Genomic DNA, 26,314 nt, shown 5'->3' with positions numbered 1-26,314 from the left:
TTCACATGAGTAAACCACTTATTTTCGCTCACCGCGGAGTAAAAGGAACACATCCCGAAAATACGATGATTGCCTTCCAAGAAGCAGAACGCATTGGTGCTCACGGAATTGAACTCGATGTCCACTTATCAAAAGATGGTGAACTTGTCGTAATTCACGATGAAACCGTCGATCGTACAACAAATGGCGTTGGACTTGTTTCTGAAAAAACGGTAGAGGAACTACAATTATTGGACGCTGGTAGCTATAAAGACCCTTCTTTCCATGAAGCAAAAATCCCAACGTTGCGTGAGGTTTTCATTTGGCTTTCCACAACGAACTTACAACTAAATATTGAATTAAAGACAGATGTTATTCATTACCCAAATATTGAGGAAAAAGCTGTTGCACTTGTGCGTGAATATCATCTTTCTAATCAAATTGTATTTTCATCATTTAACCATGACTCTGTTTCATTATTAGCAGAAATTGCTCCTGAAATCCCAAGAGCAATTTTATATGATACACCACTTACTGATCCAATTTCCGAAGCAAAACATAGAGAAGCAAGTGGATTACATCCAAACTTCCAGTTATTAACGAAAGAATTTGTGCAGTTAGCACAAGAGCGAGGATATGTTTTCCGTCCATATACAATTAACGAATACAAAGATTTACAAACTATGATTGATTATGGTGTAGATGTCATCATTACCGATTGGCCAGCACGTGCCTTTGAGCTCCTTTCTTAATGGAAGGAGCTTTTTATTTTCGAAATTTCATTGTTTAAAATAAACGAAAACCCTCAATACTAATACAATAACGCTTGTATTAATGAGGGGCTGAAAAAAGATGGATCAAACTATGAATCCAAAACTTAAAAAATATAAACGTCTTTTCTTCACCGCAATGTTTTCGTGCGTCCTTTTCTTCGTTTTTTCTTTTTTTGTTATTATTATAGTTGCAAAAATTATGGGACCTCCTCCTGTTGCGGTCCCGCAAACAAGCGTCTTTTACGCAAACGATGATACTGTTATTGGACAAAGTAACGAAATTCAAAAACGTTACAATGTCTCTCTTAATGAAATTTCACCTTATGTAAAAGAAGCGACCCTTTCTATTGAAGATCAAAGATTTTATAAACATCACGGCTTCGATGTGAAACGGATTGCAGGTGCAATTGTTGCTGATTTAAAAGCGATGGCAAAGGTACAAGGAGCTAGTACAATTACACAACAATACGCACGTAATCTGTATTTAGATCATGATAAAACGTGGAAACGAAAATTATTAGAGGCAATGTACACTATCCGCCTTGAAGTAAACTATAATAAAAATCATATTTTAGAAGGATATTTAAATACAATTTATTACGGACATGGCGCTTATGGCATCGAAGCTGCGTCCCGTCTATATTTCGATAAAACGGCAAAAGAGTTAACATTAGCAGAAGCTAGTATGCTGGCAGGTATCCCGAAAGGGCCAAGTGTCTATTCTCCCTTTTTGAAAGAGGATCGCGCTAAAGGACGACAAGCTCTCATATTAGATGAAATGGTGAAGCAAGGATATATTACGAAGCAACAAGCAACCTTAGCGAAGAAAGAGACACTAACTTTTGCCTCATTAGATACGAAAAAAGTAGCAGAGGTCGCACCATATTTCCAAGATGCTGTACAAGCTTCGCTTCTTCGTGATGTTGGATTAGACGAACAAGCTTTACAACGAGGTGGCTTACGAATTTATACAACGCTAGACCCTAAACTACAAGCTGTAGCAGAACAAGCTGTAAAAGATCATATACCTGACACAACAAACATACAAACTGCTCTCGTCTCTATGAATCCAACGACAGGTGAAGTGGCTGCTCTTGTTGGTGGAACTGATTATAATACGAGTCAATTTAACAGGGCTACACAAGCCGTTCGTCAGCCTGGTTCTACATTTAAGCCATTTCTATATTATGCGGCATTAGAACGAGGATTCACGCCTGCTACGCGCTTAAAAAGCGAATATACTGTATTCACCCTAGGTGACGGCGTTTCAAAGTATAAACCGAAGAACTATAAAGATTATTATGCAGATGATTTCGTAACGATGGCACAAGCTCTCGCAGTCTCTGATAACATTTATGCTGTGAAAACGAATTTGTTTTTAGGAGATGACACGCTAGCAAAAACAGCGAAACAATTTGGAATTAAAAGTGCATTAAAAGATGTGCCTTCTCTAGCTCTCGGTACATCACCAGTAAAACCAATTGAAATGGTTAACGCTTATAGCATGTTCGCAAACGGTGGAAAAGAAGTAAAACCTACTTTCATTCGCCGCATTATGGATCATGAAGGAAATATATTATACGATGCTCATTTAGAGAGTAAACAAGTTCTCGACAAGAGCAAAGCATTTGTAATGGAAGAAATGATGACTGGTATGTTTAATAAGAAACTAAGCAGTTATGCTGCTGTAACTGGCCAATCGATGTTATCAAAATTATCAAGAACATATGCCGGCAAATCTGGTTCTACTGAAACGGATAGTTGGATGATCGGATTTACTCCGCAAATCGTAACAGGTGTATGGGTCGGATATGATCAACCTAAATCTATTTCAAACGTAGCAGAACAGGGGTATGCGAAGAAAATATGGACCGATACGATGGAGAAGGGCTTAGATGGACAGCCTAAAAAAGAATTTAAACAACCAAGTGACGTCGTAGCGGTTAATATCAATCCAGAGAACGGTAAAATTGCTACAAAAAATTGTCCTATTTCTGTGAAAATGTATTTCGCTAAAGGTACCGAACCGACTGAATATTGTATGGATCACGTCGATGATAAAGAAGAATTTGAAAAAACAACTGAAGAAAAGAAAAAAACAAGTTGGTGGAAAAAATATCTTCCTTGGTAAAAAAATAGCTGACGGGCATCCGTCAGCTATTTTTTATTCACTTAATAATGCACGGCGCAATTCTTCACTAGATTCGTTCCAAATCGCTTCATTATGTTCTTTCAAGAACGTACCAAGTACCTTTTTAGATGATTCATCCATATGGTCAACCATAATGTGACGCTTCAATGATTTATCCATTTTATTTACGTGTTCTGGAAGTGATTTATATCCGCGGCGAATCTCACGGTCAACTGTCATTTCACAAGCTGTTACACCTGCGTAATACGCACCTGTCGCAGTTCTTTCAATTGTTACCCAAACAAGCCAAAATGGTTTTCCATTTGGAACTTCATCTTTATTTGTTAAAAACTTAATACCTTTTTCTACTGTACTACGCGCATGCATCGCACCGATATCAACGAATGCAGTCTTCTCTAGTACATCAACAAATACAGGTGAAATGTTTTCTAAGCTTAATGCTCCAACACCAAATCCACCATGTCCATCTGTTGAATCATTTTTCACGATATTAAAACCGATTTTTTTCTTTTTCTCTGTCATATGTAAAATCCTCCTCACTTAAAAATTATAAAAGGCCAAAAATAGGCGCAATGATGCTGTCTAAAAATACAAATACATGCGGAATAACTACCTGGAAAATAGGTTGAATTGTGTAATTACTAAGCGGTGTAATAACGAGAATTAATAACGCAATTGCCCCGTATTTTTCATACTGTGTCATTTTTGCGCGAATATTTGCTGGCGCTAAATCTTCCACTACGCGATACCCATCAAGTGGCGGGATCGGTAATAAGTTAAATACAAGTAAAACGATATTCAGCATAATAAAAATCTGGAAAAATTGAGCTAACGTATCTGCCACTGCAGATGGAATTGAGTATAATACACCAAATTTTAATAAGCTATACCAAATAATTAAACCAATTGCACTTAAAATTAAGTTACTAATCGGCCCTGCAATTGAAACTAATATACCTGCCAGACGCGGTCTTTTAAAGTTATATGGATTAACAGGAACTGGTCTTGCCCAACCGAATCCAAGAATTAATACTGCAATCAAACCGATAGGGTCTAAATGGGCCATCGGTGATAACGTTAAACGCCCTTGTCTCTTTGCTGTATCGTCCCCAAATTTATATGCAACATATGCATGTGCAAATTCATGAACGGATAGTGCAATAATAATTGCCATTGCTACTAACGGAATTTCGTGCAATGGATATCTAAATAACTGATCCATACTTCATCTCCTCTTCCATATGTCAAAAAAAGAAATTATTTGTTTTTTCGATTGTTCTTCCCCATAATCCGCTATAATAAGAGTGTAACTTACATAAAAGGAGCGATTGTACATGCCATACGTAACAGTGAAAATGCTAGAAGGACGCACAGAAGAACAAAAGAAAGCTCTTGCTGAGAAAGTAACAGCAGCAGTAAGCGAAACAACTGGTGCTCCTGAAGAAAACATCGTTGTTTTCATCGAAGAAATGTCTAAAAACCATTATGCAGTTGGCGGAAAACGCTTAAGCGACAAATAATTTCAAGTTTTTTCATAAGAAGCAGCCATTAGCTGCTTCTTATTTCTTTCCTTCTAACAACTCAATAATTCTCTCTTTATATTTTCCTTTTCTTCCATCTTCATAGATTAAATCATGTGGATAGAATAGCTTTTGATCCGTTCTTTTCTTACCTGTAATCGCCTCAACAATATCCGACTCACGTGAAAGCTCTCTAAGCTCTCCGTTTGGCATAAGAAGTAGGATTGGTAGACGCTCTTCTTCTTCTCCTGCACGATAAAAGTCATACGGTAAGTCTGATGTTGAATCAACTACTAAATAATACTCCGGATCAAGTCCAATCTTTTTAAATAAACTACTTAATTCCATCCAATTATCTAAACCGTGTTTATCTGTAAACTCTACATATTTAAATAGATTTCGATTCATAAAACGGCGGCATAAATCGCTTAAAATTGGATCTTCTTCTTCCTGCCATACTTGGAAGTAGTAATACATAACGTTCTCGTCTAACTTTAAATAATCCTCTACTGTTACTTCTTCTTCAAATAAAGAATAGAAATGAACAGGATGATTTTTAAATGTATAATACTTCTCGTGCAGTGATTTCGCACGGTGTAAAATCTTCGTTAAAATAACTTCTGCACTTCGCGTTACCGGGTGGAAATATACTTGCCAATACATTTGATAACGACTCATAATGTAATGCTCAACAGCATGCATACCACTATTTTTAATGACTACTTGATTCCCATACGGACGCATTACACGCAGTATACGTTCCATATCGAAGTTTCCGTACTTTACGCCTGTAAAATAAGCATCTCTTAATAAATAATCCATACGATCCGCATCAATTTGACTCGAAATCATACTAATCGCTAATTTATTAGTAGACGTTTTTGCAATTACATCTGCTACCTTTTGTGGAAACTCCTTATCAACACGACTTAATACACCATTAATCTCCGTATCGCCAACGATAATCTTTTGCGTAAATTTCTCATGATCTAATGAAAATACTTTTTCAAACGAGTGAGAAAATGGGCCGTGGCCGACATCATGAAGTAATGCCGCACATAAACATAACAATCTATCTTCAGCATTCCAATTTGGTCTGCCATCAAACACATCATCAATCATACGACGAATAATTTCGTATACACCTAACGAATGAGTAAAGCGACTATGCTCTGCACCGTGAAATGTAAAAAATGTCGTTCCAAGCTGCTTAATACGGCGCAAGCGTTGAAATTCTTTCGTTCCGATTAAATCCCAAATAACACGATCACGCACGTGCACATATTTATGTACTGGGTCTTTAAACACTTTTGTTTCGCTGAGTTTGTCGTTTAAATATACCACTTTCCGACATCCCCCTTTCTTTACTACATTCTTACTTTATATTATAAACGAAATGAGAAACAGAAAGAAATGAAAGACTGTATTAATTCCCTTTATAAAAAGAAAAAATCACCTTTACCGAAGTAAAAGTGATTTCCTTTATACATTATTTACCTAAAACGAATTCAGCAACTTCGTCTAAGATCATATCTTTCCCAAGTGGGAAGTAACCTTTGTTTAAGTCTTCATTTTTAATTGTAAATACGTGGTTGTTTTTAACAGCGTTCATGTTTTTCCAAATTGATTCTTCTTGGAATTCTTTCAAGCGCTGAGAACCGTCACCAGTTGTAAACACGAATAAGTAATCTGGGTTGTAATCGATTAAAGCTTCTTTTTGTACTTGTACTAACGGTTTATCAGTTGGTGTACCTTTAACTGCTGGTAGTTTTAAATCATTAAAGATTACGCTACCGTAACCGTAGTCACCGTATACGCGGAAAGCATTTGGATATGCAGCCATTTTCATAAATGTTGCTTCACCAGTTTTAGCGACGATTTTATCATGTAATTTGCTTGCTTTTTCATCATACTTTTTGAACCATTCTTTTGTTTCTTTTTCTTTACCGAAGATTTGACCTACTTCTTCAAATTTTGGACGCCATTGATCTAATGGAGTGTTTAACATAACTGTTGGTGCAATTTTAGATAATTGATCATAAATCTTTTCTTGACGATTATTTACAAGAATTAAATCTGGTTTTGCAGCAGCTACTGCTTCGATGTTAATTTTATCGCCCCAAGCAGAACCAACTGGTTTAACGTCTTTTAGTTTCTTTTCAATATGTGCATCAATTTTTTCTTGAGATGTATTAGCAGTAATAACCGGTTTCATACCGAAAATTAATAATTCTTCTGTTGAACCACTAAGGTCAGCAATTTTCTTTGGGTTTGCAGGAATTTTAATTTCCCCTTTTGCATGTTTTACAGTGCGCTCTTCAGTCTTTGCATCTGCTTTCTTTTCTTCTTCTTTGTTAGAACAAGCTGCAAATAGTACAGAAGTCACAACTAGTACCATTGCTAATAGTGCCATTTTAAAATTCTTCATGTTCCCACTCCTTCTAGCTGTATTTATCTTATAAGTTACAATGAACTATAAGAAACAAAGATAACAATTAATCAATATATATTTATTAATTGCTGTTAAAAACCCATTCTAACGGGCGTTCAACTTCCCATTCTTATATAAGAAGCTCAACGTCCATTAGAATTCCCCCTCTTTACGAGGGGGTTCTACTTATGCTTTTTTACGCAATTGATTACTAATCATCGCTAAATCATATGTTAAACAAATTGGCTTACAGTTTACTGGACATGGAACGATTTGAGCTTCAATCTCAAATACGTTACGAAGTGTTTCACTTGTCATAACTTCATCTGGCGTTCCTTGTTTCATTAACTTACCTGCTTTTAATGCAATCATATGATCAGAGAAACGAGAAGCGTGGTTTAAGTCATGGATAACCATAACAATCGTTCTACCTTCTTCTTCATTTAACTTTTTCAATAAGTTTAATACTTCTAATTGATGAGCCATATCTAAGTATGTTGTTGGTTCATCCAATACAAGTAATTCTGTTCCTTGTGCAAGAGCCATTGCAATCCAAACACGTTGACGTTGACCGCCTGATAGCGCTTCTGCTGGACGATTCGCAAATTCTTTCATTCCTGTCACTTCCAGTGCCCAGTTAATGTAGCGATAATCCTCTTCTTTCAACGTGCCAAACCCTTTTTGATGAGGGAATCTTCCATATGACACAAGCTCAAATACAGTAAGACCCGTTGGCACTTCTGCAGTTTGTGGTAAAATCGCCATTTTCTTTGCAATTTCTTTCGTTGGCTGTTTCTCAATTGCTTTTCCGTCAAGATAAACAGTACCTTGCTTTGCCTTCAAAATACGAGACGCCGTTTTTAATAATGTGGACTTCCCACAACCATTTGGTCCAATAATTGTTGTAATTTTCCCTTCCGGAATTTCAACTGTTAATCCATCAATAATTAAACCTTCATTATAGCCAACCGATACCGCATCCACCGCTAAAGTTGCCATACGAAAAGCCTCCCTTTATTTTGTCCTCATAAGTAAATAAATAAAATACGGTGCACCAATTACAGAAATAACAAGACCGACTGGTATTTCTGAAGTTGTTAGTACACTTCTTGAAATTACGTCTGCGAATAAAAGTAAAAACGTTCCTATTAGCGCAGCTGTGGGCAACATAATTTGATGTTTACCACCAACAAGACGCCTTGCTAAATGCGGGGCCATTAAACCGATAAAGCCAATTCCGCCGGCAACAGCAACAGATGCCCCTGCTAAACAAACTGCAATAAATAATAATTTACGTCTTTCTTTTTCTACGTTTACACCAAGGCCAACTGCTGTAGAATCGCCTAGGTTCATTACATTTAATATGTGTGCTTTACTTATAGCAAGCGGTAAAAAAATAACCATCCATGGAAGTACACTTAATACGAATTTCCAATCTGTACCCCATAGACTTCCCGCCAGCCAAATCGTAGCAAAACGAAAATCGTTAGATGTCATCTTCATAGAGAAAATTAAACTAACAGCTCCAAATCCAGCTGCAACGGCAATACCGACTAGTATTAATCGAGTCGATGAAACGCCGTCTTTCCATGCTAGTAAATAAATAATTATCGCTGCTAATATCGCTCCAACTAGTGCGAAGAATGGAAGAATGAATACAGATAAAAATGTACCAGTCCCTACTTTTCCGAAGAAGAAGTAGACGAATATAACAACTGTTAATCCCGCTCCAGCATTAATACCTATAATACCTGGATCAGCAAGCGGATTTCGTGATAAACCTTGCAAAATCGCGCCTGACATAGCTAAAGCAGATCCGACTAGTATAGCAATTACCATACGCGGCATACGAAATTCAAATAAAATAACAGACTGATCTTCAGCCCCTAGTCCAACCAATGACTTTAATACGTCCATTGGCGGGATTTTAAAAGTTCCTGTATTTAAACTAATAAGAAATATAGAAACGATTAGTCCTACTAAAATCGTTAATATAGAAATGTTCTTTTTTGTTAAGACACTCGTCCTCACATCTTTCCTCTCCCTTCATTACGTGCTAAGTAGAGGAAGAATGGAACCCCAATTAGCGCTGTAATTGCTCCAATTGGCGTTTCAAATGGCGGGTTAATAACGCGAGATAACATATCTGCACATTCAATTAACAGCCCACCTAAGACCGCAGAACATGGAATAACCCATCTATAGTCCGAGCCTACGAGGAAACGAGTCATATGCGGAATTACAAGACCAACAAATCCAACTGATCCTGCCATGGAAACTGCGGAACCCGTTAAAACAAGAACAAGTACTGTTCCGATAAATTTAATCAATGTCGTATTTTGACCAAGTCCAATTGCAATTTCTTCACCGAAGCTCAAAATTGTAATATATCTCGACATCATAATTGCGATAAAAAGACAAACAAGGCCAATTGGCACTAACATATTAATACTTTGCCATTTCACTCCAGCGACTCCGCCTGCATTCCACATACTCACCTCTTGGGCAAGATTGAAATACAATGCGATTCCAGATGAAATTGCCCCTAATAAAGCACTAATAGCTGCACCTGCTAAAGCTAATTTCACAGGTGTTAATCCACCTGGTGAAGAAGATCCAATTCCATATACAATGCTTGCACCAAACGCAGCTCCAATAAAAGATGCGATAACAAACATTAAATAAGGTGAATTAGGAAAAAATGCATACATAATTGCAATTCCAAATACAGCCCCATCTGTAATCCCCATTAACGATGGTGAAGCAAGTGGATTTCGCGTCATACCTTGCATAATTGCTCCTGATACCGCTAAAAAGGCACCTGCAACTACGCCCCCTATTGCTCTAGGCATGCGAAGCTCTTGAATTACATTATGATGTGTAATAGATCCATCAAACTGAAATACAGCTTGCCATACAGTCTTTAAACTAATATCTGCAGCCCCAAAAGAAATAGAAACTGCCATGCTTAAAGCTAACAAAACTGTACCCGCTACTAAAATAATAGAAGCGATAAGCGGTCTGCTCTTAATCTCTTTAACATTCTCTTCTTGCTGTTCTATACTGCTTGCGCTCGCTTCCATCCCTCAACCATCCTAACTAACAACATATATTTATTGAAATGAAATTTATTCTCAAATAGTAATAAAAAAATTAGGTGAATTGTTATTTTCCTGATAATGATTCTCAGAATCAGACACTTCTATTCTACCTATCGCTTTAAAAGACTGTCAACCATTATTTTGAAATATAAATTTATACAAATTGGAATTTTAATACAAAAGTTGTGTCTATCCTTTAGAAAACGTTCGTCCACACAAGAGTACTTTCGCAGAATAAATTATTCCTCTTATGGGCATAAAAAAGAAGAGTAATCTTTTCACTCTTCTTTTTCTTACTTATTTAACTTTGCTTCAATTTTTGCGATTAACTCATCTTCTGTTGGAGCCGCAACTGGACGGTTATTTACAAATGCGAATGATTTTTTACGACCAGGACCACAGTAAGACTGACATCCAACTTCAATCGTTGCACATGAATCTACTTTTTTTAACTTCGGAACTAACGTTTTAACGTTCGTTGCCTGACAGTCATCGCACACGCGAAACTCGTTTCCCATTATATAACACTTCCTCTATTTTAAACTTTTCTCAAGTACGTTTAAAAATAAACACTAAATGGTATTTTACCGCTCTTTGAAGCTCGTTGCAAGTTTCCCTACAAAGCCTATTCTCTACATAATGCTACATATTTTATATGCTCTCCTACAGAAGCGCTCACCATTCATGGGAAAATTTTTACCTTTCATCGAAATCTACCATATTTTTAAAAGCTTTGTATAAAAGTTTATTTTTTTGCCCATTATAAAAATAGGAAGTTCATAAAAAGAAAGGGAGTTGAATCTATGAAAGTAAGACAAGATGCTTGGACAGATGAGGATGATTTATTACTTGCTGAAACGGTACTTCGTCATGTTAGAGAAGGAAGTACGCAATTAAATGCATTTGAGGAAGTAGGGGATCAGTTAAATCGTACATCTGCTGCTTGTGGTTTCCGCTGGAATGCTGTTGTTCGCTATAGCTATGAACAAGCTCTTCAACTAGCAAAAAAACATCGTAAAGATAAAATGCGTGCTGCAAGCGGTGAACAAGCGAAAAAACGTTTACTTTATACACCACCAGCTTCAGATTCGATAACTGATTATGAAGAATTAGTACAAGAAGAATCAATCGTACAATATAAAGAAGCTATTCCATATCAAGAATCTACTGCTCCTGCTGCAAGAAGCTCTATGACAATGCAAGATGTTATTTATTTTTTACAAACAGTCGGATCTTCAAATATAAAAGTGACAGCTCTTGAAAACGAGAATACGAGATTGAAACAAGAAATTAAAGCACAAATCCTTCGGAATGAGGAACTAGAAAAGAAACTAGAAAAATTAGAAAAGCAATCTCATACTGTACAAGAAGATTACGAAACACTTATGAACATTATGAACCGAGCTCGTAAATTGGCAGTCATGGATGAAGAAGAACGTTCTCAAACATCTTTCCGAATGGACCGAAACGGTAATTTAGAAAAAATTGCAGAATAAAAAGGATGCATGTAATGCATCCTTTTTATTATTTCACCTCTAAGCTCCCCCTTTATATGTGAGAAAACTCCATTCTTCATTTTTTGCTATAATAGAGATTGTCATTTTAAAGATAAGGGGTTAGTTATATGAGCAATTCCCGTTCCATTTTATCTCAGCCAGAGTGGCGCATTGTAGATCAATCTAGTTTGGGACCAACATTCCATGCACTTCAGTCATTCGCAATGGATGACACATTATGCACAAGCATTGGAAATGGCAAGTCAGCCGCAACAATGCGTTCTTGGGTTCATCACAATACAATTGTCCTTGGCATTCAAGATTCACGCCTTCCGCATTTAGAAGAAGGTATTTCTTTTTTAAAACAAAACAACTTCAATGTTATTGTCCGTAATTCTGGCGGGCTTGCGGTCGTGCTTGATGAAGGTGTTTTAAACGTATCACTTTTATTCCAAGAAACAGAAAAAGGTATCGATATTGACCTTGGATACGATACAATGTGGCATTTGATTAAGGAGATGTTAAAGGATTACGACGTTACTATCGAGGCAAAAGAAATTGTCGGCTCTTACTGTCCTGGTAGTTATGACTTAAGTATTCGCGATCAAAAATTCGCTGGTATTTCACAACGTCGTATTCGCGGAGGTGTCGCTGTCCAAATCTATCTCTGCGCTACCGGAAGTGGCTCTGAGCGTGCCGCACTCGTTCGTGATTTCTACAACCTAGCAATTCAAGGGGAAGAAACACGCTTTACGTACCCTGAAATTGTACCAAGTACGATGGCCTCACTCTCAGAATTACTTGGTGAAACCATTACAGTACAAGATTTAATGATGCGTCTTTTAAAAACATTGCAGCAATTCGCTCCAAATTTAACACCATCTCAATTAACAATAGATGAGATTCCTTTATATGAGACGAATTTACAACGTATTATTGATCGTAATAATAAAGCACTTGGTTTAGAAAAATAAAGACCGTCGCTATAATAGCGACGGTCTTTATTTCAATTCATTATAGAATTAAAGTGCTTGAGCTGCTGTAATTAAAGCTAACTTGTACACTTCTTCTTCGTTACATCCACGAGACAGATCATTTACAGGCATGTTTAAGCCTTGTAAGATTGGTCCTACTGCTTCGAAGTTACCTAAACGTTGAGCGATTTTGTAGCCGATATTACCAGCTTCTAAGCTTGGGAATACGAATACGTTAGCATCACCTTTAATTGTAGAACCTGGAGCTTTTTTCTCAGCTACAGATGGTACGAATGCAGCATCGAATTGGAATTCTCCATCTAAAGTTAACTCAGGAGCCATTTCTTTTGCAATGCGAGTTGCTTCTACAACTTTTTCTGTTTCTGGAGATTTCGCAGAACCTTTTGTAGAGAAGCTTAACATAGCAACACGTGGATCAATGCCGAATAGCTCAGCAGTTTTCGCACTTTCGATACCGATTTCAGCTAAATCTTGGCTGTTTGGTGCAATGTTAATTGCGCAATCAGCGAATACATATTTCTCTTCTTCACGTACCATGATGAATACGCCAGAAGTTTTTGTAACGCCTGGTTTTGTTTTAATAATTTGAAGTGCTGGACGAACTGTATCAGCTGTAGAGTGAGCTGCACCACTTACTAAACCGTGTGCTTTGCCCATGTATACAAGCATTGTACCGAAGTAGTTTTCGTCTTTAAGGATTTTGCGAGCGTCTTCTTCAGTTGCCTTACCTTTACGGCGTTCAACGAAAGATGCTACCATTGCATCCATTTCTTCGTATGTAGCTGGGTCGTAAATATCAACGCCTGCTAATGTTAAATTCATGCTAGCAGCTTTTGCGCTAATTTCTTCCTTATTACCAACTAAGATTGGTTTTACTAACTCTTCTTTTGCTAAACGCTCTGCAGCGCCTAAAATTCTTTCATCAGTTCCTTCAGGAAGTACGATAGAAATGCCTTTTCCTTGAACTTTTTCTTTTACTGTTGTAAATAAGTTGCTCACGAATAAACCCTCCTACATATGTTAAAAAACTCTATCTTTAAGAATACTGCTTTTCTTCTATATTTTAAACTTATAGCTCCCAAAAAATAGATAAAATAAAAATGATTATATTTTCATAAAATTCAGCCGTTAAATTCACCTTGCTTAAACACTTAAATGTGACAATTTTATGCGCCAAGGTTTTATATAGATGATTTTAAAACTATATATGCTATAGTTAACGTGTAAAACTATCATTAACTGAGGTGAATAGAATGAGTGAAGCAACAACAACGTTAGATGGCTGGTATTGTTTACATGATTTACGTTCTATTGATTGGGCTGCATGGAAAACATTATCTAGCGACGAACGCGGACAAGCAGTGTCTGAATTTTTAAATGTCGTTGAAAAATGGAACGAAGTAGCTACTGCGAAAAAGGGTAGTCACGCAATGTATACAGTTGTTGGCCAAAAAGCTGATATTATGCTTATGATTTTACGTCCAACAATGGAAGAGTTAAATGAAATTGAGACAGAATTGAATAAAACAACTTTAGCTGAATATATGGTTCCTGCATATTCTTACGTATCTGTTGTTGAATTAAGCAACTACCTTCCAGCTGATGAGGATCCATACCAAAACCCGCAAATTTTAGCTCGTTTATATCCTGAATTACCGAAAGCAAATCATATTTGCTTCTATCCAATGGATAAGCGTCGCCAAGGTGATGACAACTGGTACATGCTTCCTATGGAAGAACGTAAAAAAATGATGTACAGCCATAGTAAAATTGGTCGTCAATACGCAGGTAAAGTACGCCAAGTGATTTCAGGATCTGTTGGATTCGACGATTTCGAATGGGGCGTAACATTATTCGCTGACGATGTTCTTCAATTTAAGAAACTTATATACGAAATGCGCTTCGATGAAGTAAGTGCTCGTTATGGTGAATTTGGAACATTCTTCGTTGGAAACATTTTACCAGACGAAAAAGTAGAGAAATTTTTACACATATAAATGGTGAAAAGGAACGAAATTCGTTCCTTTTTTTATTCTTCTCTATATTTATCCTCAAAAATCTCCTTTTTTCTGCACTTTTGAAGAAAAACCAACATTTTTTCAAATTTCTTGTAAAATTGTAACCTTTTTATATGTAAAGATATGCTAAAATGATACGAGCTATATGCTAAATAACGATGCGAAGGTGATAATCTATATGAAAAAAATCTTGTCTATTTTACTATTGCTTGTATCGTCAATTTCTTCCTTAGGAGTAACAACATCCCATGCGGAAGAAAAAATACATATTGAGGCGGCTGCTGCACTTTTATTTGATGCAGATACAGGAAAAATACTTCACGAGCAAAATCCAGATGAATTGCTAGCTATTGCTAGTATGTCAAAATTAATTGTTGTTTACGCTGTTTTAGAAGCAATTAAAGAAGGAAAAATCACATGGGATACGAAAGTAAATATTTCTGATTACGCTTATGAAGTCTCTCGTAATAATGAATTCTCTAATGTACCGTTCGAAAAAGGACGTCAATATACTGTAAAAGAATTATATCATTCTATTGTTATATTCTCTGCAAATGGATCTAGTATTGCTTTAGCAGAACTTCTTGCAGGAAGTGAGAAAAACTTCTTAAATCTTGCAAATGAACATGCTAAAAAGCTAGGATTAAAGAAATATAAATTTGTAAACGCTACTGGCTTAAATAACGCTGACTTAAAAGGAAAACATCCTGAGGGTACTGATCCAAATGCAGAAAACTCTATGTCAGCTCGTGATATGGGTATGCTTTCAAAAGCAATGATTACAAAGTATCCAGAAATGCTAGAGGATACAAAACAAAGATTTAGAAACTTCCCAGACAATCACCCAAAACCAATTCGTATGGAAAACTGGAATTGGATGTTACCAGGAGCTGCTTTCGCTTATGAAGGTACTGATGGTTTAAAAACCGGAAGTTCTGATACAGCTGGATACGGATTTACCATTACTGCTAAACGTGGTGATGTACGTCTTATCTCGGTTATTATTAAAACAAAATCAATGGATGAACGTTTCACGGAATCTCGTGAATTAATCGAATATGGATTTAATAACTTTGAAAAACAAAAACTAAAAGTTAATAAAAACAATACAATCTCTGTAGTAAAAGGGAAAGAAGACCAAGTAACTGTTGCACCCGAAAAAGAAATAACAGTAATTGCGAAAAAAGGTAGCAAAGAGCCTTATAAAATTGGAACTGAATTAGATAAATCTCTTTCTGAAGATGGACATTTAGTTGCCCCTATTAAGAAAGATACCAAAGTAGGCTCAATTACTTTAGAATCAACTGATAAATATGGTTTCTTAGACGGTAGTAAAAGTATGAAAGTTACTGCAAAAACGACAGAGGAAGTTGAAAAAGCAAATTGGTTTGTGTTAACAATGCGCTCTATTGGTGATTTCTTCTCAAACTTATGGTCTAAAGTTTTTTAATAAAAAAGCTGGCTCACGCTAGCTTTTTTTATTTTCCACTCTCAATGTAAAACTTCGTTTGGTTGTCATATCTGAGTCCTTTTTCTCATACGTATGAACTAGTAATTGTTACACACTTCATCTAGAGATAAAGTGAAACTTTAATCAGTGGGGGAATCCCCCGCTGATTATTAGTTGAACCAATCGGGCGTTTACGGGCAGTTTGATCTCCCATCTAATTTCTTTACTTCAACCAAATTTTAGGGCAGGAGTCTTACTGCCCGTTAATGCGGGATAAACCTCTTTCCAAAAGGTATTACAAAAAGAGAGGTGACACATAATGGGCGTTATTGCTTATAACGAAGAAGATGTAAAGTTGTTGGCTAGACTGATGCGTGCTGAAGCCGAAGGAGAAGGGCAACAAGGAATGTTAATGGTCGGAAACGTTGGAGTAAATCGTGTCCGCGGAAATTGTTTAGATTTTAGAAAAATACGTAATTTACGTCAAATGGTTTATCAAAATCCTGGTGGTTTTGAGGCAACACAAAAAGGGTATTTTTATCAAAGAGCCAGGGAACAAGATATCGCCTTAGCAAGGCGAACGATTCAAGGACAACGTTTTTGGCCCGCTAACTTTGCCTTATGGTTCTTTAGACCTGAAGGTCCTTGTCCGCCAACTTGGTATAACCAACAAAACTCTGGTCGCTTCAAAAAGCACTGCTTCTTCCAACCATCTGGCGAAGACTGCCCTAGCGTATATTAAGAGATGAAAATGAGGAGGGATTTTTGAATGGCACAGCAACAAAATCCGTACTATGGAACAGGTTTTTATCAACCATCTGGAACTTATGTACAACCGCAACAAATGACTCAACAACAGCAGCAAGCGATGCAACAACAAACAGCTCAAGCTGCGCAAGCTCAATATGCAATTTCTCAAGGCATGTTACCTCTAGAGCAATCCTATATTGAAAATATCCTTCGTTTAAACAAAGGTAAGCAAGCTACAGTTGTAATGACTTATGAACGTGGCAGTTCCCTTGGTACACAATCTTATACAGGTATTATTGAAGCAGCTGGCCGTGACCATATCGTTATTAGTGAACCGCAATCAGGAAAGCGTTATTTACTATTAATGATCTACTTAGATTACGTAGAATTTCCAGAAGAAATTACGTATTTACCTAGTCAACAAGCAACTTATACTCCAAGATCATAAAAAAAGCTGGCAAATGCCAGCTTTTGTTTTTTATAATCCTTTTACAACTGCAGTCCCTACTAGAATCCACGCCACAATAAACGCTACACCACCAAGAGGTGTAATTGGTCCAAAGAACTTAATGCCTGTCGTACTTAATGCATACAAACTACCTGAGAACATAATAATCCCAGCTACCATTAGCCAACCAGCAGTAGTTAAAAGTGATGATTGAACCTTATCCATCAATAAAGCAACTACGAATAATCCACCTGCATGAAACATCTGATATGTAACGCCTGTTTTCCAAACTTCTAACATTTTCGCAGAAATTTTATTTTCTAAACCGTGTGCTCCAAAGGCCCCTAACGCAACAGATAGCCCCGCTGCAATACAACCTAGTAAGAAGAAAATTTTCATCTTAATTCCCCTTTTTTACCTTTATCATAAGCAATTTTTTCATATAAGCCAAACGATTTAATTCTTAAAAGTCAAATAAAGAATTACCATTTGCACCTTCTTCTTTTATATACACAGGTTCTCCAGAAACTGGTATAACTGGTTGAACTGTTGTTATAGGCTGTGATCCAATTACTTGCGATTGAATTTGCGGCTCCCTATACGTAGAAGATTCAACCTGTTCATCTAATAGTAAATCGCATAAAGCACGCACAACTAATAAATGTTCTTTTGACTTTTGTCCTTCGCTACTTTTTGCCTTCGCAATTTCATTCGCCATTTTATTTAAAATCTTGTCGCTAGATATTTGCATTTCTTCTCACCTCGTACTTTGTAATTCTTTCTCGAATTGTCCCAGTTTCTCTACTGAACCAAATACTATTATCATATCACGTTCTTTCAATTTTTCCTGCCCTGCTGGATTATGTATAATATCCCCATTTCTTGAAATCGCTAATATTGTTACATCAAACTGATTCCTGACATTACTCTCTAGTAACGATTTACCAACTAATATTGAATCTTTTCCAACTAGAATTTCTTCAATGACAAATGACTGTTCTATTCCATACAACACTGTATCAATATAATGAACGGTTAATGGATTTGCAATACCTTTTGCGATATGAATACCCGCCATACTAGATGGATTAATAACCTTATTTGCACCGGCACGCCTTAATTTCTCTTCAGTTTCTGGCTTTTCAGATCTCGCCACAATTTTAATCGTATCGTTTAACCCTCTTGCTGTTAATGTAATAAATACATTTTCGGCATCATTTGCAACAATAGCAACTAAACCAGCTGCTTTTAAAATTCCGGCATTATGTAATACTTGATCTTCCGTTGCATCTCCATGTACAAATAAAAGCTTTTCCTGCTCCAATATACTTTCATCTTTATCAACAACGACAAATGGAATATTCTTTTCTTGCAATTCATGTACAACTTGAAGCCCCACTCTACCGCAACCACATACTATAATATGATTTTTCAACTGCGCTATTTGTTTATCCATCTTCTTCCTCCGTACTGCATGAAATAAATTCCCTTCAATAATCATAGCTGCCACTACCCCAATTGCATACGTAACAATACCTACGCCAACAGGAATAATAAGAAGCGCAAATACTTTCCCCGCTTGCGTTACAGGAACGGCATCTCCGTATCCAACAGTCAATACAGTAATCATTGTCATCCAAAATGCTTGAAACAAACTAATCTCTTCAATCGTCATAAATCCTATCGTTCCTAGAATTACAACAAAAGTCATACATATAACTGCTATCCATAATTGCTTACGTGCATTCATACCGTGTTTCAACTCTTTTCTCTATCTACAATCTTTGCCAGTGGAAATAAAATACGTATATACTAGATACGGAATCTATGAAAGAGGTTGATATAATGAAGACATTTCTTTCCGCCTTACAATGGGCACTATTTATTTTAGCTGGAAGCCTTATTGTACCAATTAGTGTCGCAACTAGTTATGGTCTTGATGGTGCTGAAGCTATCGCATTCGTACAAAGAACGTTATTTGTTCTAGGTTTTGCTGGTCTCTTGCAAGCTATATTTGGGCATAAACTTCCTATTCAAGAAGGTCCTGCTGGCCTTTGGTGGGGAATTTTCTCCCTTTACGCAAGTTTAGGCGTCGTGCTATTTGGATCAAGCAATGAGACACTTAAAGTTCTTCAATATGCTTTCTTATTAAGCGGTATTATTTGTATTATTCTTAGCGTTTTTGGACTTATTGATAAACTTGTTCGCTATTTTACACCGACAGTCATTGGAACGTATTTATTTCTTCTTGTCGCGCAGCTTAGTGGCTCCTTCTTAAAGGGAATGTTTGGCCTTGATGGAAAACATACAGAAGTACAACCTAACGTATTTATTCTTTCACTCATTGTTATTTTACTATCCTTTTTCATCATGAAGTTACCTATTATTGGACAATATTCCGTTCTTTTCAGTATCGTATGCGGCTGGATACTATTCGCATGTTTCGGATTATCTAATCCAATAACACCAGTGACAGACATGATCCGTTTTCCATCCTTATTTGTTTTCGGAATGCCTCGTGTTGAATGGAACATGGTAATTACGGTCATTTTCGTTACACTCTTACTTCTAACAAATATGTTAGCAAGTATTCGCGTTGTACAAAAGGTTGTCTCTAAATATGAAGAAAACGCTGCATCAGATCGTTTTAAACAAGCTGGCATTATAACAGGAATCAACCAATTGCTAGGCGGCCTATTTTCAGCTATTGGGCCTGTCGCTATTTCTGGATCAGCAGGTTTTATTGCAACGACTAATATTTATAAACGTCTCCCGTTTATATTAGGGTCAAGCTTTATTATTGTCGTTAGTATATTTCCAAAGATTACTTCATTCTTTGCAGCAATCCCTGTTGCAGTTGGTTATGCCGCTATTTATCCTGTATTCGCAAGCATGATTGGCCTCGCCTTTCGAGAATACGAAACTGTCCAGGATAAAGAACGATTATTTAAAGTAGCCGGTCTTTCAATCTTTACAGGAGTCGGAGTTATGTTTGTTCCAGCAGGAGCATATTCCACACTTCCACCATTTCTAGCATCGTTTTTAAGTAATGGTCTCGTTCTTGGATCTGTAATGGCAATCTTGCTAGAAATACTATTTTCTCGTTCCACAGCAAAACAAATATCTTAAATTGGAAAACTTCCATTATTGCACTCTACCTTTAGAGTTGTTACGATAAAATCAAACTTTAATCATTGGGGTTTTATTTATCCCCAATGATTATTAACCAATATTATGAGCAACACACTCATAATAATTTATCTACTTCTTTTCAAAGAGGTTTGATGTCTTACTATTATTCCTCAACATCTTCATGAACATGTATTTTGATTTCAATTAAAGAAAGGAATTTTCTATATGACTTATAAAATGATTGTTTTAGATTTAGATGATACTTTATTACGTGATGACCATACTATTTCACCTCGTACGAAAGAAGCGTTAATGACTGCACAAGAGCAAGGTGTAAAGGTTGTACTTGCTTCTGGACGTCCAACATTCGCAATGCGTACAATCGCAAAAGAACTACATTTAGAAGAGTATGGTAGCTTCATTCTTTCATTTAACGGTGCAAAAATTATTAACTGTAAAACAGATGAAGAATTATTCAGTAGTACGTTATCTCCTGAAATCGTTCACAGTCTATACGATATTAGTAAAGAAGAAAACGTCTGGATCCACACATACATTGGTGACGATATTATTACTGAAAAAAACAACTCTTATACAGAAATTGAAGGTCAAATTACAGGTATGCCAATTGTAGAAGTACATAATCTGAAAGAAGCTGTACAACAACCAGTTGTAAAAGTATTAATGGTAGAAAATCCGGAACACTTACAAATAGTAGAATCAAAACTACAAAAACAACTAGAAGGCCAATTAAGCGTGATGCGTTCGAAACCATTCTTCTTAGAATTTACAGAAGCCGGTGTTACAAAAGGAACGAGCTTAAACAAACTGATTCAAAAGCTTGGCATTAAGCGTGAAGAAGTTATCGCAATGGGCGATAGCTATAACGACCAAGCAATGATTGAATTTGCTGGTCTTGGCGTTGCAATGGGCAATGCACCTGAGGATATTAAAGAAATTGCAAACTACGTAACAGATACAAATATGAACGATGGTGTTGCAAAAGTTGTAGAGAAATTCGTTTTAAAAACGGATGCACTTGTTTAATATTTTCATTCACAAAACCTATTTGAAGTCAAATACTTCAAATAGGTTTTTATTTAAATTCTCATGCTTTTGTGACTATATTTTGAACTTTGCACTATTCTCGTAGTGCAAACTTTCTTTTTGTATATAATGAAACAAAATAGACTATTTTATTTTGAAAAAGAATACAAATTTACTATATACAAGCATACGTTAAAGGAGGCTACTTTATGTTATCTACACCAATCGGACGATTAAGAGCAATTGGACTAGTTGAAGGTATTTCTTTCCTATTACTATTATTTGTAGCAATGCCATTGAAATATTTCGCAGGATTTGCAACAGCTGTTAAAATTACAGGCATGGCTCATGGTGTTCTATTTATTCTATTCATCTTTGCAGTAATTCAAGTAACAATCGTACACCGTAAATCAATTTTATGGGCACTTGGAGCATTCGTTTCATCAGTTATCCCATTTGGTACTTTTGTACTAGATGCAAAATTAAAGAACGAGCAACAATGATAATAAAAAGGTAGTTAACAACTGTTAACTACCTTTTCTATTTATAAATTTGGAATTTCCCAATCAATTTCTCTTTCGCCCATATTAGCTAAAATCGTATTTATTTTAGAATATGGCTTACTACCAAAGAAACCACGTCTTGCCGATAATGGGCTTGGATGTACAGATTCGATAATATGATGATTCGGATTCGTAATTAATTTCTTCTTCGCCTGCGCATGGCGCCCCCACAATATGAAAATAACTGGCTTTTCACGTTCGTTCAACAGTTCAATTACACGATCTGTGAAGTGCTCCCATCCTTTTCCCTTATGAGAATTTGCTTCGCCTTGACGAACTGTTAATACGGTATTTAGTAATAATACTCCTTGTTCCGCCCATTTTACTAAATAACCGTTATTCGGGATTTCATAACCATATTCATCTCGAAGTTCTTTATACATATTTAACAATGACGGTGGTGTTTTAACACCAGGTTGCACAGAAAAGCTTAAACCATGCGCTTGATTCGGTCCATGATATGGATCTTGCCCTAAAATGACAACCTTTGTATTTTCATAACTTGTATACTGAAGAGCGTTAAAAATATCTTCTACCTTCGGATAAACAACATGCGTGCTGTATTCTTCTATCAAAAAACTGGATAGAGTAAGATAATACTCTTTCTCGAATTCTGGTGCCAATAGTGGCTCCCAATCATTCTTTAAAACATTTTCCATACTGTCACTTCCTGTCTAATTAATTCACCATATCCTGTCTTGTAAATACTACGAACGAAATAACAAGAGAAACAACTGCCCAAACAGTTAAATTCATCAAAGAAAATCCCATCGATAAACCTTGTAATGCAGGTAATTTTCCTGATAAATAATCCGTTAATGATAAATTCACACTAAAAATATATTTGGCGCCTTCCCAAGATGTTGCGAACGAGCTTAAAATACCGCCTGCAATTAATGCAGCTAGCATAACGCCCATACCAGCTGGTGTATTACGAATTAAAACAGAGACCATAAATGATATAGTTCCGACAACGATAGCAACAAACCAGGCTAGTCCATACGCCATTAAGATGTATTGCCACTGCGGAATAAGATGCACAAAGTTCGTATTTAACGTTTCCTTATCAATGACGAATCCTGTTAAAACAGGTAAATTCCATCCCGAGTACCCAAATACAAGCCCTGATAATATGTAAGCAAACAAACCTACAAGAAACAGTATGAGCGAAATGAAAAATAACATCGTCACGTATTTACTAAGGAGTATTTTCCAGCGCCGAATCGGCCGCGTAAGTAACATCTTCATCGTCCCATCACTTCGTTCTCCTGAAACGATATCAATGGCGACAATCATTACGAGAAGCGGAATAAATAATGTAATTCCTTGTTCAATAAATGCTCTGACAAAAGTCGGTGCACCCGGTGCCATCGGATTAATATCATGATCTAAATAATATTGTTGTTGCTCAACTCTTACCTTTAACCAATCACGCCATTCTTCTGGCAACCTAGAATTGTTCAACCGGTTCTGAGAATCAACAATTTGCTGTTGCAATGAAACCTTCCAATCAGTTGTACCGAGTCTTTTTTGTGTCGTTTCTATTTCACGATACTGCGCATACACAAAAAGCGGGATCAAGATTGCTAAAATAAGCATGACAACAAAAATACGTTTCTTGCGGTAAATCTTTTCTGATTCATTTAAAACTAGATTCGCAAATTCACGCATGCTGCTCACCCCTTGTGAGTTCAATAAATAAATCTTCTAGCGTAAATACAAGCTCCTTAACGCTATGTACATCTATTTCATTTGCGACAAAGTGTTTATTCCAACTACTTATAGATGCAATATCCATGCGGCATAGTAATCGATCGCCTTCTACACTCACTTCCCTTACTTCTTCGGCCGCTTCTAGCATATCTTTCGCCTTAGAAATCGGTGTAACAATCCATTCTACACGATCACTTGCTGTTTTAATTAATTCTTCAACCTTGGCAACTGTTATCATCTTTCCTTTATGAATAATAGCAACGCGATCGCATATCATTTGCACTTCACTTAGCAAGTGGCTTGAAATAAACACGCTCATATTTTCTTCTTTTACAAGCTTATGTATAAATTCCCTAAGTTCTCTAATCCCTGCTGGATCTAAACCATTCGTTGGTTCATCTAATATGAGCAATTTCGGATTTCCAAGGAGCGCCTGCGCAATTCCAAGGCGTTGTTTCATACCAAGTGAGTACGTTTTTACCTTGTCATGAATTCTTTCATCTAAATGAACCATTTCAGCAATTTCAATAATACGTTCATCTGATATATCACCTAACATACGAGCAAATTGCTTTAAATTTTCCCATCCCGTTAAATATGTATACAACTCTGGGTTTTCAACGATACTCCCAATTTGACGCATCGCTTCTCTGAAATTTTCCTTAATCGAATAACCACCGATAGAAATCGTACCTTCTGTCGCCTTAATCAATCCGACTAACATTCGAATGGTAGTCGTCTTTCCAGCACCATTTGGTCCTAAGAACCCGAACACTTCTCCTTGCTTTACATCAAAGGAAATATTCTCTACAAGAGTCTTCTTTCCAATTACCTTCTTCAAGTCTCGTACGGAAAGTATCGTCGTCATTTTCCCCCTCCTTGTTCTAGTTTTAATTTACTTACAACATTTTGAACTAAACGTTCTGCCATATACGTATAACCTACTTCGTTCGGATGAAAATGATCAGAGTATAATAAATCTTTCCCGCGGTTTTGGAATAAATCAAATGTCGGTGTAATATACACATTTTTATCGTTTAGCGCTAATTTCTCTAAAGATGCATTCCAGTCCACAACAATGTTTGAAGACCCTTTTAAATCTTCTACATCTTCAAAAGGATTGTATAAACCAAGCCAAAAAATCGGACTATCTGTATTTAATTTACGAATTTCTTCTATAATTTTCTTTGCTTCATTTTGAAACGTCTCTGTGTCAGGACGATACGTCTCTAAATCTATTTTCCCAAGTGATTCCCAGCCTGGGAACAAATCATTTCCACCAATCGTTAACACAATTACATCTGCTTGCTTAATTGAATATTGAGCGCCATTACTTTCAATTTGTTTTAATAAATCGGGCATTTTTGCACCACTAACTGCTAAATTTGTTAATGCAATTTTTTGCTTATAATCTTTTTGTAAATCCTCTTTCATTCGCCCAACATAGCCAATTCCTTCTTTATCACCAACGCCACGCGTTAATGAATCACCTAAACTAACGATTTGTAACGTTCCCGTTTTCTTTTTCTCTTTTGCCACTACATCGGTCTTTTTAATTAAATTTGAAGCTTTCGGATTTAATACATCATTTACACCTGAAACAAAGCCATATGCAAATAAACAGAAAGATGCAATTGTAATGAGTAGAATTACTTTTACTACTTTTGATCTCATATCAAAACCCCTTTTAGCCCTCATAGATTGTCCATAATTATACCAAACGAAATTTTGAAAAGCGATTTTCACACCTTCTCAATTATGTCGTTTCTCTATCTATTAACTCTGGTAATAACTCTATATGCTTCACATCTAATTTCTCTTCATTAATCTTTTCATATAATAATTCAAACGCTTTTACTCCAACGTTTTTACTAGAATGCGAAATCGTCGTTATACCCAATATATCTGCCACCTCTTGATCATCACACCCGATAATCGTAATATCCTCTGGAATACGAATTCCTTGTTTTTTTGCTTCTGTAACCATCCCCGCTGCAATATGGTTACAAGATACAAGGAACGCTGTCGGTTTTACTGACATATGAGCCCATTCTCTAATTACATTGCGTCCATCTTCCACTGTAAAACAACCTTCAAATTTCCAGGTCTCTAACGGTGTTACGATACTCTGTTGAAGCGAATCTTCATACGCCTTCTTTCGTCTTTGGCTATTAACACTATTACTTCTTCCAATACAATATCCAATACGTGTATGACCGGCATCTATTAAGCTTTTCATCCCACGTGAAAATACTTTGTAGTAATCGATATGTACACTTGAAATGCATTTTGAATCTATTTCTTCACACATAACAATCGGGCCGAATTTCGTATATTCTTCAAGCTTCTCCTTACTATTTGTCCGAGAACAAATAATAACCCCATCAAGCTTTTTCATTTTTAACATATTCAAAATTTCTAGTTCTCTTTCTTCACTATAATTCGTCTGGCAAAGCATCATATTATAATTATTCTTTGCTGTCTCTTTTGATATCCCCTCGATAATAGCGCTATAATATTGATCATTTACGTGTGGCAATAAAACGCCAATTACATTCGTTTTTCCTTTCACTAAATGAATTGCATTCACGTTTTGCGTGTAATTTAATTCTTCTATAATCGCTAAAATTTCTTTTCGTTTCTGTTCATTTACGTACGGATGATTATTTAGTACACGTGAAACAGTTGAAACAGATACTCCAGCAAGTTCAGCAATCTTTCTTATATTTGTCATCTCATTTTCCCC

At 36.3% G+C, this 26,314-nt stretch carries 29 protein-coding genes; 12 read left to right on the top strand and 17 right to left on the bottom strand.

What is annotated here, in order from left to right:
- Positions 1 to 5 precede the first annotated feature (5 nt).
- Both MKY38_RS22895 and MKY38_RS22890 read left to right on the top strand, forming a co-directional pair.
- Complete coding sequence (locus tag MKY38_RS22895) at positions 6 to 731, top strand: glycerophosphodiester phosphodiesterase (RefSeq protein WP_065224454.1); 726 nt, start codon at positions 6 to 8, stop codon at positions 729 to 731.
- 100 nt (positions 732 to 831) lie between these two features.
- Positions 832 to 2,883, top strand: a complete 2,052-nt coding sequence (locus MKY38_RS22890) for a transglycosylase domain-containing protein (protein ID WP_065224455.1) — start codon at positions 832 to 834, stop codon at positions 2,881 to 2,883.
- A gap of 33 nt (positions 2,884 to 2,916) precedes the next feature.
- Here MKY38_RS22890 and MKY38_RS22885 read toward each other — a convergent pair whose 3' ends face one another.
- Positions 2,917 to 3,426, bottom strand: coding sequence for a YwhD family protein (locus tag MKY38_RS22885; RefSeq protein WP_000136678.1), 510 nt, complete (start codon positions 3,424 to 3,426; stop codon positions 2,917 to 2,919).
- A 25-nt stretch (positions 3,427 to 3,451) separates the two neighbouring features.
- Positions 3,452 to 4,126 carry a site-2 protease family protein gene (locus MKY38_RS22880; RefSeq protein ID WP_000372445.1) on the bottom strand — a complete coding sequence of 225 codons (675 nt, stop codon included), beginning with the start codon at positions 4,124 to 4,126 and terminating at the stop codon, positions 3,452 to 3,454.
- Positions 4,127 to 4,238: 112 nt separating this feature from the next.
- Between MKY38_RS22880 and MKY38_RS22875 the strand changes: the two genes are divergently transcribed.
- Complete coding sequence (locus tag MKY38_RS22875; protein ID WP_001147171.1) at positions 4,239 to 4,424, top strand: 2-hydroxymuconate tautomerase; 186 nt, start codon at positions 4,239 to 4,241, stop codon at positions 4,422 to 4,424.
- Between the two features lie 39 nt (positions 4,425 to 4,463).
- Here MKY38_RS22875 and MKY38_RS22870 read toward each other — a convergent pair whose 3' ends face one another.
- From MKY38_RS22870 to MKY38_RS22845, 6 genes are all read right to left on the bottom strand, one after another.
- The gene (locus MKY38_RS22870; RefSeq protein WP_065224456.1) at positions 4,464 to 5,768 is read right to left on the bottom strand and encodes an HD domain-containing protein; all 1,305 of its coding nucleotides are present in this window, start codon (positions 5,766 to 5,768) and stop codon (positions 4,464 to 4,466) included.
- 145 nt (positions 5,769 to 5,913) lie between these two features.
- Positions 5,914 to 6,852, bottom strand: coding sequence for an ABC transporter substrate-binding protein (locus MKY38_RS22865; protein WP_000787724.1), 939 nt, complete (start codon positions 6,850 to 6,852; stop codon positions 5,914 to 5,916).
- A 189-nt stretch (positions 6,853 to 7,041) separates the two neighbouring features.
- Positions 7,042 to 7,854 carry an ABC transporter ATP-binding protein gene (locus tag MKY38_RS22860; protein ID WP_000212068.1) on the bottom strand — a complete coding sequence of 271 codons (813 nt, stop codon included), beginning with the start codon at positions 7,852 to 7,854 and terminating at the stop codon, positions 7,042 to 7,044.
- 15 nt (positions 7,855 to 7,869) lie between these two features.
- Positions 7,870 to 8,886, bottom strand: a complete 1,017-nt coding sequence (locus tag MKY38_RS22855; protein ID WP_065224457.1) for a FecCD family ABC transporter permease — start codon at positions 8,884 to 8,886, stop codon at positions 7,870 to 7,872.
- Positions 8,883 to 9,938, bottom strand: a complete 1,056-nt coding sequence (locus MKY38_RS22850; protein ID WP_000388296.1) for a FecCD family ABC transporter permease — start codon at positions 9,936 to 9,938, stop codon at positions 8,883 to 8,885. The genes MKY38_RS22855 and MKY38_RS22850 overlap by 4 nt, the downstream gene beginning before the upstream one ends.
- Positions 9,939 to 10,249: 311 nt before the next feature.
- Positions 10,250 to 10,474, bottom strand: a complete 225-nt coding sequence (locus MKY38_RS22845; RefSeq protein WP_000526078.1) for a DUF1450 domain-containing protein — start codon at positions 10,472 to 10,474, stop codon at positions 10,250 to 10,252.
- 285 nt (positions 10,475 to 10,759) lie between these two features.
- Here MKY38_RS22845 and MKY38_RS22840 point away from each other — a divergent pair, with 285 nt between their 5' ends.
- Positions 10,760 to 11,452 carry an RsfA family transcriptional regulator gene (locus MKY38_RS22840; protein WP_065224458.1) on the top strand — a complete coding sequence of 231 codons (693 nt, stop codon included), beginning with the start codon at positions 10,760 to 10,762 and terminating at the stop codon, positions 11,450 to 11,452.
- A 128-nt stretch (positions 11,453 to 11,580) separates the two neighbouring features.
- Positions 11,581 to 12,426 (top strand): lipoate--protein ligase family protein, encoded by an 846-nt coding sequence (locus tag MKY38_RS22835; protein WP_114555767.1) that lies wholly within the window; start codon positions 11,581 to 11,583, stop codon positions 12,424 to 12,426.
- A 48-nt stretch (positions 12,427 to 12,474) separates the two neighbouring features.
- Here the strand turns inward: MKY38_RS22835 and pta are convergent, their stop codons facing one another.
- Positions 12,475 to 13,446, bottom strand: a complete 972-nt coding sequence (gene pta / locus MKY38_RS22830) for a phosphate acetyltransferase (protein WP_000067215.1) — start codon at positions 13,444 to 13,446, stop codon at positions 12,475 to 12,477.
- A gap of 254 nt (positions 13,447 to 13,700) precedes the next feature.
- On the opposite strand from pta, the gene hemQ reads away from it, so the two are divergent.
- The 4 genes from hemQ (at position 13,701) to gerQ (ending at position 17,113) form a co-directional block, all read left to right on the top strand.
- On the top strand, positions 13,701 to 14,444 hold the full coding sequence (hemQ, locus tag MKY38_RS22825; protein ID WP_001287595.1) for a hydrogen peroxide-dependent heme synthase: 744 nt from the start codon (positions 13,701 to 13,703) through the stop codon (positions 14,442 to 14,444).
- 199 nt (positions 14,445 to 14,643) lie between these two features.
- The gene (locus MKY38_RS22820; protein WP_341049750.1) at positions 14,644 to 15,915 is read left to right on the top strand and encodes a serine hydrolase; all 1,272 of its coding nucleotides are present in this window, start codon (positions 14,644 to 14,646) and stop codon (positions 15,913 to 15,915) included.
- Between the two features lie 319 nt (positions 15,916 to 16,234).
- On the top strand, positions 16,235 to 16,657 hold the full coding sequence (cwlJ, locus tag MKY38_RS22815; protein WP_000538169.1) for a cell wall hydrolase CwlJ: 423 nt from the start codon (positions 16,235 to 16,237) through the stop codon (positions 16,655 to 16,657).
- 27 nt (positions 16,658 to 16,684) lie between these two features.
- Positions 16,685 to 17,113: a spore coat protein GerQ gene (gerQ, locus tag MKY38_RS22810; protein WP_065224459.1), complete on the top strand. Its 429-nt coding sequence runs from the start codon at positions 16,685 to 16,687 to the stop codon at positions 17,111 to 17,113.
- 30 nt (positions 17,114 to 17,143) lie between these two features.
- Here gerQ and MKY38_RS22805 read toward each other — a convergent pair whose 3' ends face one another.
- From MKY38_RS22805 to MKY38_RS22795, 3 genes are all read right to left on the bottom strand, one after another.
- Positions 17,144 to 17,512 (bottom strand): DUF423 domain-containing protein, encoded by a 369-nt coding sequence (locus MKY38_RS22805; RefSeq protein ID WP_000688315.1) that lies wholly within the window; start codon positions 17,510 to 17,512, stop codon positions 17,144 to 17,146.
- A gap of 64 nt (positions 17,513 to 17,576) precedes the next feature.
- Positions 17,577 to 17,864 (bottom strand): YwdI family protein, encoded by a 288-nt coding sequence (locus MKY38_RS22800; RefSeq protein ID WP_001167346.1) that lies wholly within the window; start codon positions 17,862 to 17,864, stop codon positions 17,577 to 17,579.
- 6 nt (positions 17,865 to 17,870) lie between these two features.
- Entirely contained in the window at positions 17,871 to 18,863 is a 993-nt protein-coding gene (locus tag MKY38_RS22795; RefSeq protein ID WP_000993980.1) for a potassium channel family protein, read from the bottom strand.
- Between the two features lie 95 nt (positions 18,864 to 18,958).
- On the opposite strand from MKY38_RS22795, the gene MKY38_RS22790 reads away from it, so the two are divergent.
- From MKY38_RS22790 to MKY38_RS22780, 3 genes are all read left to right on the top strand, one after another.
- A complete protein-coding gene (locus tag MKY38_RS22790; protein ID WP_341049748.1) occupies positions 18,959 to 20,242 on the top strand; it encodes a purine/pyrimidine permease in 1,284 nt (427 codons plus the stop codon).
- A gap of 228 nt (positions 20,243 to 20,470) precedes the next feature.
- On the top strand, positions 20,471 to 21,292 hold the full coding sequence (locus tag MKY38_RS22785; RefSeq protein WP_098955579.1) for a Cof-type HAD-IIB family hydrolase: 822 nt from the start codon (positions 20,471 to 20,473) through the stop codon (positions 21,290 to 21,292).
- Positions 21,293 to 21,501: 209 nt separating this feature from the next.
- On the top strand, positions 21,502 to 21,795 hold the full coding sequence (locus MKY38_RS22780; RefSeq protein ID WP_000953396.1) for a DUF3817 domain-containing protein: 294 nt from the start codon (positions 21,502 to 21,504) through the stop codon (positions 21,793 to 21,795).
- Between the two features lie 41 nt (positions 21,796 to 21,836).
- Here the strand turns inward: MKY38_RS22780 and MKY38_RS22775 are convergent, their stop codons facing one another.
- From MKY38_RS22775 to MKY38_RS22755, 5 genes are read right to left on the bottom strand one after another with little or no spacing between them, the layout of a single operon-like run.
- Positions 21,837 to 22,514: a uracil-DNA glycosylase gene (locus MKY38_RS22775; RefSeq protein ID WP_048534894.1), complete on the bottom strand. Its 678-nt coding sequence runs from the start codon at positions 22,512 to 22,514 to the stop codon at positions 21,837 to 21,839.
- A gap of 19 nt (positions 22,515 to 22,533) precedes the next feature.
- Entirely contained in the window at positions 22,534 to 23,526 is a 993-nt protein-coding gene (locus tag MKY38_RS22770) for an ABC transporter permease subunit (RefSeq protein ID WP_001206477.1), read from the bottom strand.
- Positions 23,519 to 24,436 carry an ABC transporter ATP-binding protein gene (locus tag MKY38_RS22765; protein ID WP_000207717.1) on the bottom strand — a complete coding sequence of 306 codons (918 nt, stop codon included), beginning with the start codon at positions 24,434 to 24,436 and terminating at the stop codon, positions 23,519 to 23,521. The genes MKY38_RS22770 and MKY38_RS22765 overlap by 8 nt, the downstream gene beginning before the upstream one ends.
- Positions 24,433 to 25,314, bottom strand: a complete 882-nt coding sequence (locus tag MKY38_RS22760) for an SGNH/GDSL hydrolase family protein (RefSeq protein WP_139848940.1) — start codon at positions 25,312 to 25,314, stop codon at positions 24,433 to 24,435. The genes MKY38_RS22765 and MKY38_RS22760 overlap by 4 nt, the downstream gene beginning before the upstream one ends.
- A 10-nt stretch (positions 25,315 to 25,324) precedes the next feature.
- Positions 25,325 to 26,302 carry a LacI family DNA-binding transcriptional regulator gene (locus tag MKY38_RS22755; RefSeq protein ID WP_000181975.1) on the bottom strand — a complete coding sequence of 326 codons (978 nt, stop codon included), beginning with the start codon at positions 26,300 to 26,302 and terminating at the stop codon, positions 25,325 to 25,327.
- Positions 26,303 to 26,314 lie beyond the last annotated feature (12 nt).

This window comes from Bacillus sp. FSL R5-0585 (assembly GCF_038004545.1).
GTDB classification, from domain to species: domain Bacteria; phylum Bacillota; class Bacilli; order Bacillales; family Bacillaceae_G; genus Bacillus_A; species Bacillus_A cereus.
The sequence above is the reverse complement of the archived record's forward strand: the minus strand, read 5'-3'. Positions and strand labels throughout refer to the sequence as shown.